Annotated in this window: 16 protein-coding genes and 3 pseudogenes; 16 read left to right on the plus strand and 3 right to left on the minus strand. The window is 41.9% G+C overall.

Annotated elements, in window-relative coordinates:
- Positions 1–16 precede the first annotated feature (16 nt).
- From BN1067_RS18415 to BN1067_RS18445, 6 genes and pseudogenes are all read left to right on the plus strand, one after another.
- Positions 17–1,117, plus strand: a complete 1,101-nt coding sequence (locus tag BN1067_RS18415; RefSeq protein ID WP_053220258.1) for an inorganic phosphate transporter — start codon at positions 17–19, stop codon at positions 1,115–1,117.
- Positions 1,110–2,264, plus strand: a complete 1,155-nt coding sequence (gene sat, locus BN1067_RS18420) for a sulfate adenylyltransferase (RefSeq protein WP_053220259.1) — start codon at positions 1,110–1,112, stop codon at positions 2,262–2,264. The genes BN1067_RS18415 and sat overlap by 8 nt, the downstream gene beginning before the upstream one ends.
- On the plus strand, positions 2,261–2,866 hold the full coding sequence (gene cysC, locus BN1067_RS18425) for an adenylyl-sulfate kinase (RefSeq protein ID WP_053220260.1): 606 nt from the start codon (positions 2,261–2,263) through the stop codon (positions 2,864–2,866). Before sat ends, cysC begins: the two co-directional genes overlap by 4 nt.
- A 590-nt stretch (positions 2,867–3,456) precedes the next feature.
- Positions 3,457–4,886 (plus strand): annotated as a pseudogene (locus BN1067_RS18435) (spore germination protein).
- A gap of 2 nt (positions 4,887–4,888) precedes the next feature.
- A complete protein-coding gene (locus tag BN1067_RS18440) occupies positions 4,889–5,989 on the plus strand; it encodes a GerAB/ArcD/ProY family transporter (protein WP_053220263.1) in 1,101 nt (366 codons plus the stop codon).
- On the plus strand, positions 5,976–7,136 hold the full coding sequence (locus tag BN1067_RS18445) for a Ger(x)C family spore germination protein (protein WP_053220264.1): 1,161 nt from the start codon (positions 5,976–5,978) through the stop codon (positions 7,134–7,136). Before BN1067_RS18440 ends, BN1067_RS18445 begins: the two co-directional genes overlap by 14 nt.
- Positions 7,137–7,141: 5 nt before the next feature.
- Here the strand turns inward: BN1067_RS18445 and BN1067_RS18450 are convergent.
- Positions 7,142–7,694: pseudogene (locus BN1067_RS18450) on the minus strand (HAD family hydrolase).
- 365 nt (positions 7,695–8,059) lie between these two features.
- On the opposite strand from BN1067_RS18450, the gene BN1067_RS18455 reads away from it, so the two are divergent.
- The 3 genes and pseudogenes from BN1067_RS18455 (at position 8,060) to BN1067_RS18465 (ending at position 10,814) form a co-directional block, all read left to right on the plus strand.
- The gene (locus BN1067_RS18455; protein WP_199868566.1) at positions 8,060–9,244 is read left to right on the plus strand and encodes a permease; all 1,185 of its coding nucleotides are present in this window, start codon (positions 8,060–8,062) and stop codon (positions 9,242–9,244) included.
- A 229-nt stretch (positions 9,245–9,473) separates the two neighbouring features.
- Positions 9,474–10,019: pseudogene (locus BN1067_RS18460) on the plus strand (potassium channel family protein); the annotation flags it as partial.
- A gap of 177 nt (positions 10,020–10,196) precedes the next feature.
- A complete protein-coding gene (locus BN1067_RS18465) occupies positions 10,197–10,814 on the plus strand; it encodes an HD domain-containing protein (RefSeq protein ID WP_053220295.1) in 618 nt (205 codons plus the stop codon).
- A 52-nt stretch (positions 10,815–10,866) separates the two neighbouring features.
- Here BN1067_RS18465 and BN1067_RS18470 read toward each other — a convergent pair whose 3' ends face one another.
- A complete protein-coding gene (locus tag BN1067_RS18470; protein WP_053220266.1) occupies positions 10,867–11,658 on the minus strand; it encodes an SIR2 family NAD-dependent protein deacylase in 792 nt (263 codons plus the stop codon).
- A 501-nt stretch (positions 11,659–12,159) separates the two neighbouring features.
- On the opposite strand from BN1067_RS18470, the gene qoxA reads away from it, so the two are divergent.
- From qoxA to qoxD, 4 genes are all read left to right on the plus strand, one after another.
- Positions 12,160–13,062, plus strand: coding sequence for a cytochrome aa3 quinol oxidase subunit II (gene qoxA / locus BN1067_RS18475; protein ID WP_053220267.1), 903 nt, complete (start codon positions 12,160–12,162; stop codon positions 13,060–13,062).
- 70 nt (positions 13,063–13,132) lie between these two features.
- Complete coding sequence (qoxB, locus tag BN1067_RS18480) at positions 13,133–15,082, plus strand: cytochrome aa3 quinol oxidase subunit I (RefSeq protein ID WP_053220268.1); 1,950 nt, start codon at positions 13,133–13,135, stop codon at positions 15,080–15,082.
- Positions 15,079–15,675 (plus strand): cytochrome aa3 quinol oxidase subunit III, encoded by a 597-nt coding sequence (gene qoxC, locus BN1067_RS18485; RefSeq protein ID WP_053220269.1) that lies wholly within the window; start codon positions 15,079–15,081, stop codon positions 15,673–15,675. Before qoxB ends, qoxC begins: the two co-directional genes overlap by 4 nt.
- A gap of 1 nt (position 15,676) precedes the next feature.
- The gene (gene qoxD / locus BN1067_RS18490) at positions 15,677–15,961 is read left to right on the plus strand and encodes a cytochrome aa3 quinol oxidase subunit IV (protein ID WP_053220270.1); all 285 of its coding nucleotides are present in this window, start codon (positions 15,677–15,679) and stop codon (positions 15,959–15,961) included.
- A gap of 29 nt (positions 15,962–15,990) precedes the next feature.
- On the opposite strand, the gene BN1067_RS18495 is transcribed toward qoxD, so the two are convergent.
- Positions 15,991–16,239: a hypothetical protein gene (locus BN1067_RS18495; RefSeq protein WP_053220271.1), complete on the minus strand. Its 249-nt coding sequence runs from the start codon at positions 16,237–16,239 to the stop codon at positions 15,991–15,993.
- Between the two features lie 198 nt (positions 16,240–16,437).
- Between BN1067_RS18495 and BN1067_RS18500 the strand changes: the two genes are divergently transcribed.
- From BN1067_RS18500 to BN1067_RS18510, 3 genes are all read left to right on the plus strand, one after another.
- Complete coding sequence (locus BN1067_RS18500; RefSeq protein WP_053220272.1) at positions 16,438–17,166, plus strand: DUF421 domain-containing protein; 729 nt, start codon at positions 16,438–16,440, stop codon at positions 17,164–17,166.
- Between the two features lie 17 nt (positions 17,167–17,183).
- Positions 17,184–17,549: a DUF4363 family protein gene (locus BN1067_RS18505; RefSeq protein ID WP_053220296.1), complete on the plus strand. Its 366-nt coding sequence runs from the start codon at positions 17,184–17,186 to the stop codon at positions 17,547–17,549.
- A 138-nt stretch (positions 17,550–17,687) separates the two neighbouring features.
- Positions 17,688–17,873, plus strand: a complete 186-nt coding sequence (locus BN1067_RS18510) for a type Z 30S ribosomal protein S14 (RefSeq protein ID WP_010652082.1) — start codon at positions 17,688–17,690, stop codon at positions 17,871–17,873.
- Positions 17,874–18,119 lie beyond the last annotated feature (246 nt).

Genomic DNA, 18,119 nt, shown 5'->3' on the forward strand with positions numbered 1-18,119 from the left:
CTTGATGCTGATATAAATGATGATGATACTTGCATTTATAATTGCCGGTTTCTTTGCCATGAATATTGGAGCCAGCGGAGCGGCAGCTGCCATGGGGATTGCTTATGGATCAGGTGCAATCAAAACCCGCAAATTGGCACTGTTTCTTTGTGCGGCCGGAGTATGTCTGGGGGCCGTTCTCGGAGGCAGTGAAGTAGTCAAAACGCTTGGAAGCGAAATCGTACCGGAAGACATCGTATCGGTTCCCATTGCATTAATTATTCTCAGTTCTGCCTCCGTAGCATTATTCATCGCCAATCTGAGTGGAATTCCATTATCTACGAGTGAAGTAACCGTGGGAGCAATTGTCGGTGTCGGAATCGCCTTTCAGGTACTTTATCTCAAAACGCTGTTTATCATCGTAATTTGCTGGCTTCTTGTTCCCTTTTTCGCTTTTTTGCTTGCTTTTGCAGCAAACAAAGTGATCCGCAAAGTCGAGAAAGGGCATCGTAACCTTTACCATGGACGTTTGAAAAAATTCCTTACCGTCATGGTGATTGTAATGGGGAGTTTAGAGGCATTCTCGGCTGGAATGAACAATGTCGCCAACTCCGTTGGACCGCTAGTGGCTGCAGGGAGGCTGTCAATCAGCCAGGGTACTATTCTGGGCGGCCTTTTCATAGCAGCCGGCGCATTTTTCCTGGGCGGGAAAGTAATTGAAACTAACGGGAAAAAAATTACCGATTTAAGCTTACTGCAAGGGAGTGCCATCTCCGGAATTGGTGCTGCACTGGTGATGGCAGCCTCGCTGTTGGGCATCCCTGTTCCGCATACACAAGTGACTACATGCAGTATATTAGGAGCCGGCGCTGCAGACCAAGGGAGCCAGTTGTGGAAAAGAGCGATCTTTGCCAGGCTGATCAAAACCTGGTTATTATCTCCGTTATTTTCCTTAGTCATCTCCTATAATCTCGTCAAATTAATGAGCAGCGATTTTGACCTGTCGGGAATCCTGATGATGCTCGCCTTTATCGTGCTTATCGGACTTCTGTCCTTATGGAAACCGTCCGAAGCCCCTATACCGCGCTATGACAAATCAGTAGTACTAACCAATCAGGAGGTAATAAAAAATGATTGAACCACATGGTGGTCGTCTCGTAGACCAGGTCGACACCAACTACAGTCCATCTGAAAATAATACGGAAGTCATGCTGGACAAAATGGCACTCAGTGATTTAGAGCTTATTGCCACCGGCGCTTACAGTCCTTTGTCCGGCTTTATGGGAGAAAAAGATTATCAGACAGTGGTTAAAACCATGCGGCTTGATAATGGTACTCCTTGGAGTATACCAATCACTTTGCCGGTCGACTCTGAAACTGCAAGCAGGATCCGGATCCGGGATTCTGTCAATCTTGTATATGAAGGAATAGTCTATGGTGTCATGATTGTTGAAGATATTTTCACACCGGACAAAGAAGTAGAAGCGGCCAATGTGTACCAAACAACGGATATCGAGCATCCCGGTGTTAAAAAGCTATTTCAGCGACCAAATATTTATCTAGGCGGTCCGATAAAACTGATTAAAATTCCTCCTGAAAAAGCTTTTCCGGCTTATCATCTTGAACCCATTCAAACGAGGGAAAAAATCACCGAACTCGGCTGGAAAACAGTTGTCGGTTTCCAAACCCGTAATCCAGTACATCGAGCTCATGAGTACATCCAAAAAACAGCCCTGGAGAACGTTGATGGTTTGTTGCTCCACCCTTTGGTAGGTGAAACTAAAGCCGGGGACATTCCTAGTGACTTGCGAATGGAATGCTACCAGATCTTGCTTGAAAATTACTATCCTTCGAACCGAGTCTTTCTGGCAGTGTTTCCAGCCGCTATGCGGTATGCGGGTCCACGGGAGGCCGTATTCCATGCCCTTGTACGAAAAAACTACGGATGCACTCACTTTATCGTAGGCCGCGACCATGCAGGAGTCGGGGATTATTATGGGACGTATGATGCACAAAAAATATTTCAACAATTTTCGAAAGAGGAACTCGGCATCACCATACTTTGCTTTGAAAATAGCTTTTACTGTCGAAAATGTGAAGGGATGGGAACCAGTAAGACTTGTCCCCATGGAAGCGAGCATCACATCGCTTTATCCGGAACCAAAGTACGCCAAATGCTTCGGGAAGGTAAAATGCCTCCAAAGCAATTCAGCAGACCGGAAGTTGCCGGGAAATTAATAGAAGGAATGAAAGAAACAGTAATTGAAATGGGGAGGCACTCATGACACAGAATCATATTATTTGGCATCCTGCCATTGTTACAAAAACCGACCGCCAACTGTTGAATCAACACAAAAGCTGTGCGCTTTGGTTTACCGGGTACTCAGGTTCAGGAAAGTCTACCTTGGCAAACGAATTGGATTGCCAACTTCACAAACTTGGGATCAGGAGTTTCGTACTGGATGGTGATAACATCCGTCATGGCTTGAACAAAGAACTCGGTTTCAGCCAGGAAGACAGGGTGGAAAATATCCGCAGAGTCGGAGAAGTAGCTAAATTATTTGTTGACAGCGGCCAGATTGTCATGACCGCATTTATTTCCCCCTATCGTAAAGACCGGGATCAAGTAAGAAGTATCTTTGCGGCAGGGGAATTCCATGAAATATTTATTGATTGTCCTTTCGATGTTTGTGAGGATCGGGATCCAAAGGGACTATATCAAAAAGCAAGGCAAGGTATCATCCGCGACTTTACCGGCATCGATTCCCCTTACGAACCACCAATCAATCCAGAATTGACCATCAATACCGAACACTATACAGTCAAACAGGCAGCAGAAACCATCATTAAGTATTTAGAAAACGAACAGATTATTCCCAAAAACTAGCATCGGGGACTGACCCCCACCACACTAATAAGGTAAAGGATTGACTTTCCGGATACCTGTATGTTCCTCGCAAAAAAACCTGCTGATTTTTATCAGCAGGTTTTTACGTCTGGATTCCATTTATGGTTTTATCCTTGTTCTCTCTTTAAATTTGCATAAATCCGAAAGCAGTAAAAAAGCTATAAGAAACATACGGTTACCTGGCTTATTTCAGCCAGGTAACCGGTAAAACGCCAACATTCCTATTTCTTCTTCCATTCCCTCATTATAGCATGCATTCATGAAAAATACTGTTATTTTTCCACAGTATTCGACAAAAACATTTCCAACTCCTCTTTGAACTGCTCTCCAAATACAAATCACGCGAAAAGGAACCGCTCCTTTCATGTCTCATTTAGGAACGAATTTCTTAGCTAAAGATGTATGAATTCCTCCCTGTGACACACAATAAACTACACAATCTGGAAGAGGAAGGCCAATAATACATGTGGAGAAAAAGAAAAGGCAAAAAGATTACGGGCAATAATTATACAAGCCGTTTTACTACTGAAGAAAACGCTATTTCCGCAAAAATCAAAGACAATTTTGACATGTTATTAACCCATTACTTAAAAAATAACGATGATTTACAAGCATTTTCGGTTGGCGGGGAATTTGGCGTTGCTTACATAGATACATTGGTTGATGATAAAAAAGTGAAGCAGCTTCTTGTCCATCTCAGAAGAGCAGCAGAAACAGACGAAGCTATCCAATTGGAGCGGTTGCCATACAGTTATAAAAAAGAAACCAGTTTGAAAAACGTTGTCCAAGCGCTTACCATGGGGAATTTTGTGTTTTTTGTTCCCCATAAAAAAGAAGCTTATGTTATCAATATTGTGGACATTAAGGAACGGGCAATTGAAGAGCCAGCTGCAGAAGCGACAATAAAAGGACCGCGGGAAGGTTTACGGAAAACTACCAAACCAACATTTCTTTAATACGGAAGCGTATTTTCAACCATCGCTTGCGAGTAGAAAAGAAAAAAGCTGGCACGATTTCCAACACAGATGTTGTTTTAATGTATCTGGATGGCGTGGCAAGTGAGGAAATTGTCAGCGAGATTAAAAAACGGTTAAGCAAAATAGAAGTCGATGCTGTCCAGTCAAGCAATCAAATACAGGCCTTTATCAGAGACCATTCTTATGCGATCGTTCCACTGATTGGAAGCAGTGAACGACCTGATCGAATTGCTGCTAATATTTTGGAAGGAAAAGTAGCAATCATTGTCGACGGCAATCCCTTCGTTCTATATGGGCCAATCAGCATGTTATCCCTGCTTCAAGCTCCGGATGATTACTATGATTCCATGTATATCGCAACTTTACTTCGGTTGGTCCGGTTTATCGCTTTGTTTGCGTCTTTTTTGCTGCCCAGTCTATACATTGCACTGACTACCTTTCATCAAGAGATGATTCCTACCGCATTAGCACTAAGTATTGCAGCTGGCAGAGAAACTGTCCCTTTTCCAGCGTTAATTGAAACGCTGTTTATGGAAATCACTTTTGAGTTTTTACGGGAAGCGGGGCTGCGTTTGCCGAAAGCGATAGGAAATACTATAAGTATTGTCGGGGCCCTTGTAATAGGTGATGCTGCAGTACGAGCTGGTTTTGTCAGTCCTTTGGTAATTATCATCGTATCAATAACAGCTATTTCTTCCTTTATCATACCAAACTACAGTCTGGGCGTTTCTTTTCGAATTATCCGGTTCGCCTTTATTTTTCTATCAGCGACATTCGGTTTTTTCGGCATCGTCTGGGGCATGCTCGTGCTCTATTTATATTTGTCGAGCCTCAGATCCTTTGGCTATCCCTACTTAGCCCCGCACGCCCCATTATTTCCGCAAGGACTTAAAGATACTATTTTTCGTTTTCCGTTATTTCAGCAGGCAAAGTATCCAAAGTTTACTGTTGATCAACCTTCACTCAAACGATTTCCGGGCAAGTTAAATCCCGGCAAAAAATACCGACAAGAGGAAGATTAATATTGCGAATCACCCATGGCCAAATGACTTCTCTCATCATGCTTACATTGCTCGTTCAGATTTTTGTTTACTCGCCATCGGTAATGGCTGAACACATCGGAAATCATGTATGGCTACCTTTGCTATTGGCCACCCTCTCTGCGGCTTTATTGGCGAAAATGATGTTGGTGATAGCCGAACGATTTCCTAATAAAAATTTCTCGACAGTATTACAATCTTTGTTTGGAACATTCATTGGAAAAACGATAGCTGGCTGTTACTTCGCTTACTATTTTGTATTGTTCATTATCCACTCTCAAATGATTGTTACTACATTCAAGGTATTATTTCTCCCGGCCACCCCAATGATTTCAATTCTTCTGTTGGTCTTATTGCTTTGCCTGTATTGCTCCCTGCTTGGAATCGAAGTGTTGGCTCGGGCAAGCAACATGGTTTTAATCCTGATGACCGTTACCTTGATTGGTTTGATATTGTCTGTGCTTCCAGAAGTACACTACCCTTACTATCAGCCGATACTTCCCCGGGATACTGGAGGCTTGATGTACAGTACGATTGTGGCTTTTAGCAGCTACGGACAAGTAGTCTTAATCGCTACATTGTTTCCCTTCGTCAATTACAAAAATGAAAAGCGCAAGCACGGAAAGATACTAGCGGGAATTGTATTTTCCTGCTTGCTGACAAGCCTTCTGATAATAGAAGAAATCGGAGTTTTTTCTCCGTTTGAACTTCAGCGTCTTCAGTATCCTACTGTAGAGTTAATTACGTTGATACAAATCGGCGAGTTTATGGAACGAATGGAAATTTTTCTGGTTACGATATGGGCAGGGGCTATCCTGTTAGTCAGTGGTATTTATTTTTCGGTATCCATAAAGACATTGAAACACACCCTAAACCGGGATATACCTGCCAAAGTCCTGGATTTCATTTTTATCATCATCGGATTCTTCGTTATTGTCACTATTATGCCGGATACCACCAGTCTCTTCCGCTTCTTCTTCAAACAGTGGGTGTACGTGGCTTTGGTCTTTCAAGCCATTGTGCCAATGATTTTGGGTGTGATGTTTTTTATCCGGACAAAGGTGATGAACCATGCTGCAAATTAAAAAGAAAAAAACCATACTCATTCTTTTTGGGATGTTATTTTTGACGGGTTGCTGGGACCGCAATGAAATATCCGATATCAATTTCATCATGGGCATGGCGTTGGACATAACCAATGAAGAGAAGCTGCGCGTAACCTTTGAATGGGCACTTCCCGAACAGTTTTCAACAGAAGGGTCACAAAGCGCAGGGAATCAGGATAACACGACTTTTTCCATTGAAGCTGACTCACTTGGAGAAGCGATGGCAAAGCTTACGGAAATTTCTCCACGGACTACCATCTATTCGCACATGGAATTGATAGTGATAGGTGAAGGAATCGCCAGCCAGGGAATAGAAGATGTAGTCAACACGATTGATCGAGAATTTGAAATCAGAAGAACGGTAAATATCATAACAGCCAATGGAAAGGGAGAAGATTTGCTGCGTTCAAAGACACCGTTTGAGACAGTTCAAGCAAGCGGAGTCAAAAACATTCTCAACCTGGCCAACCGATCATCAACCTATCGCCCTGTTAATTTAAATGAATTATTTGTTCATCAGTCAGATCCGGATGGATTGGCTTTTACACCTTTGGCCAATATGGTTATGAATTCCTCCCTGCAAAGAGCAGAAGCTTCAGGGCAAAATACATGGATCCAAGTAAACAGAATGGCATTTTATGATCGCTACAAATTGGAAACGGAACTAACCGCAGCGGAAGCAAAAGCTTGGATGTATTTAATGGGGAAGATAGAAAAACGAACCATTCAAGAAATCCACACAGAGGAGGGAAAGCTGATTAGCAACAGTATATCGCAATCAAGCAGTCCGAATATCAGCATGAGTGGAGATTCCCCTAATATTCATTACCGAATTAAAGAGGAAATTTCCATATTGGACAGCCCGGACGATATGAGTATACCGCAAATGGAAAAAGCTGTTGCCGATCATATTAAAAATTTAACCACAGAAACGATTCAAAAAATGCAGGAAGAAAATCATGATATATTTTTTCTGCGTCGGGCGATTCGAGAGCAATTCCCCAAGCAATGGAAGCACATAAAGAACGATTGGACGGAAATTTATCCAAAGATGAACATAGAGGTAGATGTGAAGGTAACGATACAGCATGAAAATGCTTTAAGAAAAGAAGTAATAAACCAATAGGAAGCTTAGACAAAGCACTTATTAAGTAAAAAAAGTATCAATCTATCTAACGAACTGACTTTGGCATATGGCTTTATCCCGGTATCGTTCTCAATCCCGTGTGAATTGAACCATATGCCCTTTATATTTGCATTTTGACAACCACCAATATCCTTTTCTATATCATCTCCGATGAATAAGGTGTGTGTCTTCCGGTTGCACATTAAGTATATTTAATGCTAATTCGAATAGACGTTTGTCCGGTTTACTAAATCCCACTTCTTCAGAAATGATTATTTTATCAAAACAACTATTTAAATTAGTGTTGATAAATTTAGCTTGTTGTCTATAAGTTGGCAGCCTATATTCAGGTGGGAATTCATTAAAAAAAGATTCCAAAACTTTTACTTTATCACCATTGCCATAGCTTCTATTATCATATTCTTTGAATTTATGCAGCATTTCTTTTTTCGCAGAACCTTTAACATTTCCCCCTTAACACTTTTCTAATACAGCTAAAAACATATTATCTACTGCCTTATTCCTATTAAGCAAGGTATCATCCAAATCAAATATCATGGCTTTATATCCCCCCAAACAACCCACTCCTTTCTATTTTCATATGATCACTATCCGCCAGTTAAGCAAAGAAGTAATGTCCATAGTAGTGAACACTAGTCTAATCCGGATTCATTTTTATTATGCGGAACATTAAACAACCGTGTACAGAGCGGTGGCAATATAGCTAAAGTTTTCACTTCCTTCTCCTTTTTTGTTAGCCTGACCTATCCATACTATTATGTTCTCCCCCCGCTCAATCCCAGCATCTTCGTTCCGTTTAAGCTAATCATGTCAGTGGAAATTAAATACGGAACAAGCTTCCCTTTCTTTGGTCCGATCCCGAATGATCTTAGATTTTCAAAAACAGTTTGGAGATGATTACCATGTTACAACAAATCGGGCAATCGGCGATTACGTCCGTTGGCTTTTTCTGGAAAGCAGGATGGGCGTTTGTACTTGGATACTTAATAAGTTCGATGATTCAGGCATTTATTCCCCAAGGAAAACTGGCTGGATACATCGGAAATGCTAATGCCAAATCAATCGGACTTGCAACACTATTTGGAGCGATAAGCTCTTCTTGCTCCTTCGCAGCCCTAGCTGCCGGGAAAAGCTTATTTAAAAAAGGTGCACATTTTATCGCTACACTTGCCTTTTTATTTGCTTCTACAAACCTGGTAATTGAGTTAGGTATATTGATTTATATATTTTTAGGATGGCAATTTGTTGTGGCAGAAATCTTTGGCGGTATGCTTTTGATCATAGTCGCTTCACTACTAGCTCGGTTTACCATGCCTGAAAAATGGGTAGAAACAGCTCGCAAGCGCGCAGAAGAGGAACACCAGGAAGACTTCGAATGGCGAAAGAAGATTCGGACAAAGGAAGGGTGGTACCAGGTTGGACATGAATTTGTCATGAATTGGAAAATGGTATGGAAAGACATTACGATCGGCTTTACGGTTGCCGGGATTATGGCTACTTTCGTTCCTGAATCTTTTTGGGAAAAGTTATTCCTGACGGGATCAGAAGGCGGTTTTTGGGTAGTTCTGGAAAACGCTATAATTGCCCCGCTGGCTGCTGCATTGACGTTTATTGGCTCGATGGGAAACATTCCGATATCGACCATTTTGGCATCAAGTGGTGTAACCTTTGCCGGCATCATGGCTTTCATATACTCCGACTTAATTGTTCCACCAATTGTCATGGTCAATAAAAAGTACTATGGCTGGAAGTTGGCTCTTTATATCGCCGGTCTATTTTATGTATCGATTGTCATAACAGCATTACTTATTCACAGCGGTTTTTCCATGTTGGGAATCTTACCGGAATCTGGACGACAAATCATGAATGCGAGTCCTTTTCAAATCGATTATACTTTTTGGTTTAATATCGTGTTTGCTTTTATTGCCCTGTTTGTCCTTTGGCTGTTCAGGCAATTCAAACAGTCCAATGCCTCCGCCGGAATGATGAGCATGGAAGGAGACTCGCGCTTTAAAACGATAGTTACCTGGGTTTGCATCGCATTCTTAGCTTTAGGGACAATCCTCCACTTTGTCATGATGGTATAAAACAGACCCCTCATACCCTTCAAATGGAGTATGGGGGCTTCTATTTTCCTTTTATTTCGGAGACTTTGTTATGGATATCTTATAAATGCATGCTAATCTGCAGATTATTTACAATTTTATACATCCTTTGGTAGAATAATGATGGAGAGTACGCAATCGCAGCAAAGGTGATAAAATGAAAATGAACTTTTTTAACAAAACAACATGGAAATTAGCCTATGAGACACTCATGGTTATCCTAGCCTTCATGTCCGTGTTGTTTATTTGGTTTGACGATAAAAAATTGATCTACTTCCATTATGGAGTATGGCTATTTTTCTTTATTGATGTGATGGTACGCTTTAAAGCTAGCTCCGATAAATGGGAGTACATAAAACATAACCCTTTTGATCTTATCGCACTCATACCCCTCGATGCTGTTTTTCAGACTGCCCGGATTGCTAGATTGGTAAGAGTACTTCGCATCCTTTCCATATCGAAGAAACATTTTAAGCACGTATTTGCTATTCTGCGGACGAACGGTTTAGATAGGGTTATAACAATATCCATCCTCTTAATATTCAGTTCTACCATTGTCATCCGATATGCCGAACCTGGCATTGAAAGCTTCATTGATGGACTTTGGTGGTCGATTGTCACTACCACCACCGTAGGATATGGTGATATTTCTCCTGTTACCCTCATAGGAAGATTGATTGCAGTCATTTTAATGTTAGTGGGTGTAGGTGTGATTGGAATGCTCACTGGATCGATCACGACTTTTTTTATGAAGGAAAACCAAGAGAAAAACTCTACGGTTGCATTTATTCAAAAACAATTAGCTCGATATGAAAATCTTACCTATTCAGAAGTAAAGCAACTTGCATTATTGATCAACGAACTCAAGATAGATAAACGGAATGAGCGTCCTATTTCCTATTCTCTTGACGCTTTAAAAGAGGAGAAAAAAAACATGACTGAAGCATTAAAACGGATACTGGAAGTATTGAAATTAGCTGAAAAATTGAAATATGAATTGCGGCACAGCTGGCTTTCCAATGGACGGCAAGAAAGCGTCGCAGAGCATTCCTGGCGGGTAGCATTGATGGCTGTTTTACTGGAACCTTATCTTGAACATCGAATAGATACAGCGAAGCTATTGAAAATGATCACCATTCACGATCTGGTGGAAGCGGAAGCTAGTGATATACCGGCGTTTGATACAATGGATAATCAACAGGCTCAAATGGAAAAACACCAACGGGAACTTAGGGCCATTGAAAATATCAGGAATACACTCGGTGATGAACTCGGGATAGACATTCAAGAATTGTGGCTGGAATTCGAGGCAAAATCGAGTTATGAAGCAAGGGTAGCAAATGCTCTGGATAAGCTGGAAGCGCAGCTTCAACATAATGAAGCAAATATAGATACCTGGCTGGAAATCGAATACAAAATGGCCTTCATGCTGGGTAAGCATACCGACTTCGACAAGGCATTAATCGCATTCCGAGAATTAGTCGAGCAGGAGGCAGAATCGAAAATCCAACAAGCAGGTATTTCTGTTCACGATTACCAACAAATGCTATAATGGAGTATTCCGGTCGTAACAGGAGACCGGAAACTTCTTTTTTGCCATTATTTCATACACCCATAGATTGATTGTCTTTCCCATTTATCTGCTGGTGGAGTTGATAGACCAATTCTTCTCCAGTTATATTTATCGGTTCGATATTTTTCCTCTTCAGGTGAGTCAGTTTAAGCTGTGGCATCTCCGGTGTTACTAAATAAGACTTCTGCTCATTTTTCTCTAAATGTTTCAAGACGTTGCTGATCAAAAAGTCATTATCTTCATCAGCAAAACTATAACCAATGAAAAGGATAGACTTTCGCGCTGCCAGGGATTTCAGCCGTTGCCAAATTCTTCTGGTATTCCGCAGCTCATAATCCGCATAATCTCCGCTAGATATCACCATACTTTCCGGATTCTGGATATCACCATGGATTTTAAAAAGCCGCACGCTTTGTTTGTCTGCTTCCTCCAGTTGGGCATCGGTAAATACAGTTGCCAGCCTGCGTCCGTATGCCATTTCAAATAATTGATCATAATTAGTCGTAATTATGGTATCAATGGCAGGAATATCAGCAAGCATCTTATGAAAGTTAAGACTGGCCGGCTCCTTGTCAATAAGCATGGTCAGTATCTCGATAATATCCGTCCGCGACCCATTTCGAAGACGAATAAATTCCTCCACCATATCTGGAAAATGTTTCTTTGATTTCAGTAGCTGCCATTCAGGCCTGCTGCAAAAGCGTTTTACCTCCTGTTTGATTTCCTCGACAGCAGGCATCCCTGCGTAAAGCGAAAAACCAGCTCCCGCCCAGATGATCACCTCGTTGTTGAGGATTTTTTGAATCAATGAGTCAAGCGACATAAAGTTCCCCCCTGCTGTGATCCTTTCTATTATTGTAAAAACATCCATTTACTTTACCCGTTTTCACCGAATGTTATTACTTGAATTACAGCCCGCTTCTTTTGCTAGTAAAGACATTTTATTTAAAAAGCCCGTCCTCCTTTTTTAGTGAAAGCTTTCCTCTGCAATCTATCGAAATAACCGTTTTCCTCATCCAAGCAATCATTGCGGAATAATGCTTGCTGTTTTTGACTCTCCTAAAGCCCTGACCACAACCATTTCAAGTTACCAAAAATTGAGCATCAGTGCAGGAATTACAAGCCCTTTCCGATGATCCGTACTTGCTATCAAACAATCATGAACATTCCGTGACAAAAATCACACCAATTCATGAACCTTTTGTGACAAGCTTCACAAATATTTGTATTTTCCCATATACCGTACTATGATAATTAATTGAAAACACCATGTACCGCTTTAGCTGCTTGGTTAGCTACTAAATAAATAGAAAGGGGTACCTTCATGAAAATAAAAGGCACTTTACTATTACTTATGTTTGGAGTCATGGCTGTATTGTCCGGTTGTGAGCCATTGATGGTTTTAAACCCTAAAGGGCCGCAAGCCGAGACACAGGCAGATGTCATCCTATTTTCGATTGGAATCATGTCCTTTATCGTTATAGCTGTTTTTGCCATATTAATCTATATGCTAGTCAAATACCGTACTTCGAAGCAAAGCGACGATTATGAGCCACCTCATATCGAGGGGAATCCGATTGTGGAAGGAATTATTGTCGGCATACCGGTTCTAATCGTTATTGTTCTCTCGATCGTATCGGTTCGAAGTAACTATCTCGTCGAAGCGACACCAGAAGGCTATGAAGATCAGGATCCATTGGTCGTCTACGCCCAATCTTCCAACTGGAAATGGCATTTCAGTTATCCAGAAGAAGGAATTGAAACCGTCAATTACCTTTATATCCCAACGGATCGTGCATTGGAATTCAAACTCTATTCAGATGGACCAATCACCAGTTTTTGGATACCTCAATTAGGTGGACAGAAATATGCGATGGCTGATATGGTGACCACCCTTCACTTGGCAGCTGATGCACCAGGTGAATATATGGGAAGAAATGCCAACTTTAGTGGGGAAGGATTTGCGGAGAACACCTTTAATGTTAATGCCGTCACCCCTGAGGAATTCGATGAATGGGTTGAAGAAGTTCAAGACACGGCAACACCTTTGACTGAAGAAAAGTACAACGAACTGTTGGAGCCGGGACATCTTGGACAATTGACGTTCTCTAGCACGCACTTGGAATTCTCTCCTCCTCCAGAAGGAGAACATGGCGGCCATGGCCATGGTGGTTCGGAGGAACTGGAGGAAGAAAACATGGATATGGAACACCACCACTCGGAGTGAAACTAGTAAACGGACTGCATCAAATGTAAGATTGATAATTAGCGTTATTTCCTGAAAGGAGTCACAAAGGATGGACTTTTTTGATAGATTTGCCATACCTCACCCAAGTCCTGTGATCTATGCTTCCATGGTAGCTATTGCACTCACATTGGTAGCGATTGTCGCAGGGATCACGTACACAAAAAAATGGGGGTATCTATGGCGCGAATGGCTGACTACCGTGGATCATAAGCGGATTGGTATGATGTACCTTATTTCCGCTTTATTGATGCTTTTCCGCGGAGGAGCCGACGCCATCATGATGCGGGCGCAAACAGCCCTCCCTGAAAATACACTGCTCGATTCACAGCATTACAACGAGATTTTCACCACTCATGGTGTGGTGATGATCATTTTTATGGCCATGGCTTTTATTATGGCTTTGATGAACTTCGTCGTACCGCTGCAAATCGGAGCTCGCGATGTTGCATTTCCCCGCTTGAACGCGTTAAGCTTCTGGCTTTATTTCTGGGGGGCAATGCTTTTCAATATTTCTTTTGTAGTCGGCGGATCTCCAGATGCTGGCTGGACATCTTATTTCCCGCTGGCAGGAAACGAATTCAGTCAATCAGTAGGTACGAACTACTATATGATTGCCATTCAAATCGCCGGGCTTGGTACACTAATTACCGGAATCAACTTTATCGTAACCATACTGAAAATGCGTGCACCAGGCATGACACTGATGAAAATGCCAATGTTTACCTGGTCTGCCTTGATCACCAACTTGATCATCGTGTTTGCCTTCCCGGTACTGACCGTAGCTTTGGCTATGGGTACAATCGACCGTTTATTCGGAGGTAATTTCTTTACCACAACGGACGGCGGGATGGATATGCTTTGGGCCAACCTATTCTGGGTTTGGGGACATCCTGAAGTTTATATATTAATACTGCCTGCCTTCGGTATATACAGTGAAATCATCCCGACATTTGCACGCCGAAACCTGTACGGATACAAATCGATGGTAGCATCGATTGTACTCATTTCCGTGCTTTCCTTTGTCGTGTGGGTCCATCACTTCTTTACAATGGGACAGGGAGCAATGGTTAACAGCATCTTCTCCATCACCACGATGGCGATTGCGATACCGACCGGAATAAAAATCTTTAACTGGTTGTTTACGCTTTGGAAAGGGAAAATCACGATTACGGTTCCAATGCTTTACTCTCTTGGGTTTATCCCGATTTTCACCATCGGCGGTGTAACGGGAGTAATGCTTGGGATGTCGGCAGCGGACTATCAGTACCACAATACGATGTTCCTTGTGGCCCACTTTCACCTGGTGATCATTCCGGGAGTGGTATTCGCCATGCTTGCGGGGCTCACTTACTGGTGGCCAAAAATGTTCGGCTTTATGCTGAATGAACGAATTGGCAAAGTGTCCTTCTGGTTGATTTCCATCGGTACCTGTGTTGCCTTCTTCCCGATGTTCATTTCCGGACTGGACGGACAGGCACGCCGTATGTACACGTACTCGGAAGCAACAGGATTTGGCATTTGGAATATGCTTTCCTTCTTAGGTGCCATCATGCTGGCTGCAGGATTTGTTACGATTGTTTATAACATTTATTACAGTACACGTTATGCATCCAGGGATATCAGTTCCGATCCATGGGACGCTCGTTCCCTTGAATGGGCAACCCATACACCGGTCCCTGATTACAACTTTGCCGTTACACCACAAGTCGATTCCAGTGAAGCTTTCTGGAATTCCAAGAAAAAAGGGCATAAGCTATTCCCTGGCGAATACAAAGAGATTCACATGCCAAATAACAGTGGAGTTCCGTTTATCATGAGCGCGATCTTCTTCGTACTCGGGTTTGCGCTTGTATTCAGTATCTGGATTTTGGCAGTCATTGCTCTGCTTGGTATCTTTGCCTGTCTGGCACACCGTTCCTTTGAAAAGGATCACGGATACCACATACCAGTAGAAGAAGTACGAGAAACGGAAGAAAAATTGGGAGGTGCTCAACAATGAAAGTAGATCAAACCAAACCTCTCGAATACAGCACAGAACAAAACAACTTGAATATACTGGGCTTTTGGATGTTCCTTGGGGCTGAAATCATGTTATTCGCTACGCTGTTCGCTTCCTACTTTACATTGGAAAATCGAACAGGCAGCGGTCCCACAGGGAGTGAGATTTTTGAAATAACTCCGGTCATGTTTGAAACCTTTATCTTATTGACCAGTAGTTTTACCATCGGACTCGGCGTACATGCAATGAGGCTGATGAATAAAAAAGCGACAATCACTTTCTTTAGCATTACCTTGCTGCTGGGACTTGCGTTTGTCGGATTTGAAGTAGTGGAGTTCTTCACTTATATCGAAGAAGGTGCTGCTTTACAGACAAGTGCCTTCACTTCGATTCTATTAACTACACTAGGGACGCACGGAGCACACGTTACCTTCGGCTTGTTCTGGGGACTATTCATTATCATTCAAATCAAGAAACGTGGTCTTACACCGGAAACAGCCAACAAATCATTCATCTTCTCGCTTTATTGGCACTTTCTGGACGTCGTCTGGATTTTCATTTTCAGCTTCGTCTATCTGAAAGGAATGATGTGATATGAAAGAATTATTCCCACGTAAGCAGGTCATGGGCTTTGTATTTTCTTTAGTCCTGACGAATGTTGCTCTAATGGTTTATTTTATGGATATGTCGTTTACCGTCGGCATGACTATTTTACTTGTAACGGCTTTTATTCAAGCTGGCTTACAGCTGGTCGTATTCATGCATGCAGGAGAATCCGAGGATAGAGGCACTATATACCTCAACATTTACTACGGAGTGATCATTGCTCTGCTTACCGTTTTCGGTACATTGCTGGCATTGATTTGGGGTTATATTTAAACAAAAAATGAGCACCTGACAACAGGTGCTCATTTTTTATGCATACTCGGAACCATCTGCTTCCGATGTTCAATTTTCTCCAATATTTCTTCCGTCACTACCAAAAACACGCCCATAAGAAAGATAAACACCGCTCCCATGACAGTTCCGATTCCAATCGGGGTTAAAATGCTGGAACCGCTTGCAAAGAAACCTGCCATGAAAATTATAATTCCTGCTGTTAGTACAACAGCTCCAATTATTTTGGTTGCATTGAGAATTTGAGCTTTCGTAGCCATCCCACTCATCCTCCTTTATTCTTACTTCTATTATCCACCTTGTTCACAGTTTTGTCAAAACTTTATTACGAAATGATGACTTTTTCTCACACTTCTATTCTTTCCGTTATTCCGATGCATCAAACATTCCACGTTTTTGCTAATAAAATTTTTGTTAATGCAGAATATAAATTTTGTGAAGGAAAGGAGACACTCCCTATGAATGAAACCATTGTAGTAATCGTCCGAGTCATCATCTCGTTTTTCACTTTATTGATTTTTACCAGGTTGCTTGGCAAACAGGAGGTTGGCCAGCTTACCTTTTTTGATTACATTAACGGTATAACGATTGGATCGATTGCGGCTACCCTTGCAACAGATCTTTCCTCTAAGGCATGGGCACACTGGCTCGGTCTTGTTGGCTATGCTTTGTTGACTGGCTTGCTGCAATTTATAACAATCAAAAATCGTTATCTAGGAAAAGTACTTGATGGAGAACCGACAGTGGTCGTGGAAGACGGAAAAATTTTAGAAAAAAATCTGGGGAAAATGCGCATTAAAATGAGTGAATTGATGACCCTTTTGCGCAGTAAGAATATCTTTGATATCACGCAAGTAGAGTATGCAGTTTTTGAAATTAACGGAGAACTTTCTGTCAAACAGAAACCACAGTACCTACCTGTCACACGCAAGGATTTGCAAATTGCCACTAAACCCGGACGCTTAGCTACGGAAGTGATTCAGGACGGAATTGTATTGAAACAAAACCTAACGCAGCGGAGCAAAGATCAAGACTGGCTTCATCAACAATTAAAGGCAAAGAATATAAACGACGTAAAACAAGTCTCCTATGCGTTAATCCTGCCAGATGAAAGCCTATATATCGACAAATTCGAAGATGACATCGGCAAAGAAACAGATATAGGAGATTACGAAGGACCCTATTAAGAATGGAGGAACAAAAAATGAAAAAGTTTCTATTGTACTTCATTCCTTTGTTAACGTTGGCCGTATTCATCGCCGTCATGAACAGCGGTGCTTTTTTAAAACAGCCGATTGGCAAGGATGACCGCTTATACGAATCTATCCAAAATCTCGAAGCGGATATAAAAGATAAAAACTGGAAAAAAGCGAAGTCAGAGGCCATCTATATGGAAAAAGCCTGGGACAAAGTCGTTCGCCGCATTCAATATAGTGTCGAGAAAGAACATATTCTCGAAATAGACGGCACGATTTCCCGTATACGCGGTGGGGTTGAAGCTAAAGATGATCAAAGCGTCATGGAAGAAATCTATTATTATTATGGTCAATGGGAACAGCTAGCCAGATAAATTCTCCGATTTTGACTGGAATACGTTTCTTCAAACCGGAAACTGTCCATTACATGGATACTATGTTATACTATTCTCTTCTTCAAACAATTACTTTTTTATTATAAATAAAAATGATTCGATAAGGAGGGAAACGTATTGGCTAAAAAATCGATGATTGCTAAACAAAAACGGCCGCAAAAGTATAAAGTGCAGGAATACACTCGCTGCGAGCGCTGCGGCCGTCCTCATTCTGTCATTCGCAAGTTTAAATTATGCCGGATTTGCTTTCGAGAGCTAGCGTATAAAGGTCAAATCCCCGGTGTAAAAAAAGCCAGCTGGTAAACAAATGAGGCCACTGAAAAAGTTCTTTTAACCTAAAGGTGGTCTCTCAAAGTTTGCTATTGCTTTTACGAATCGCTTGTCGGTGGAAGCTTGCCGCGGGCACGGCCTCAGCTAACTTGGTCAAGAAGATCACTTGACCAAGTGGATCTTCGACTCGCTCTGTTCCCGCAGGCGTCACCACCGATCGCTCATCGTGGAAGGAACAGAGACCAATTTAAAAAGTTTGTTAAATGAATGAAGTAATAG

The sequence above is a fragment of the Virgibacillus senegalensis genome (genome assembly GCF_000821245.2).
GTDB lineage: Bacteria > Bacillota > Bacilli > Bacillales > Amphibacillaceae > Sediminibacillus > Sediminibacillus senegalensis.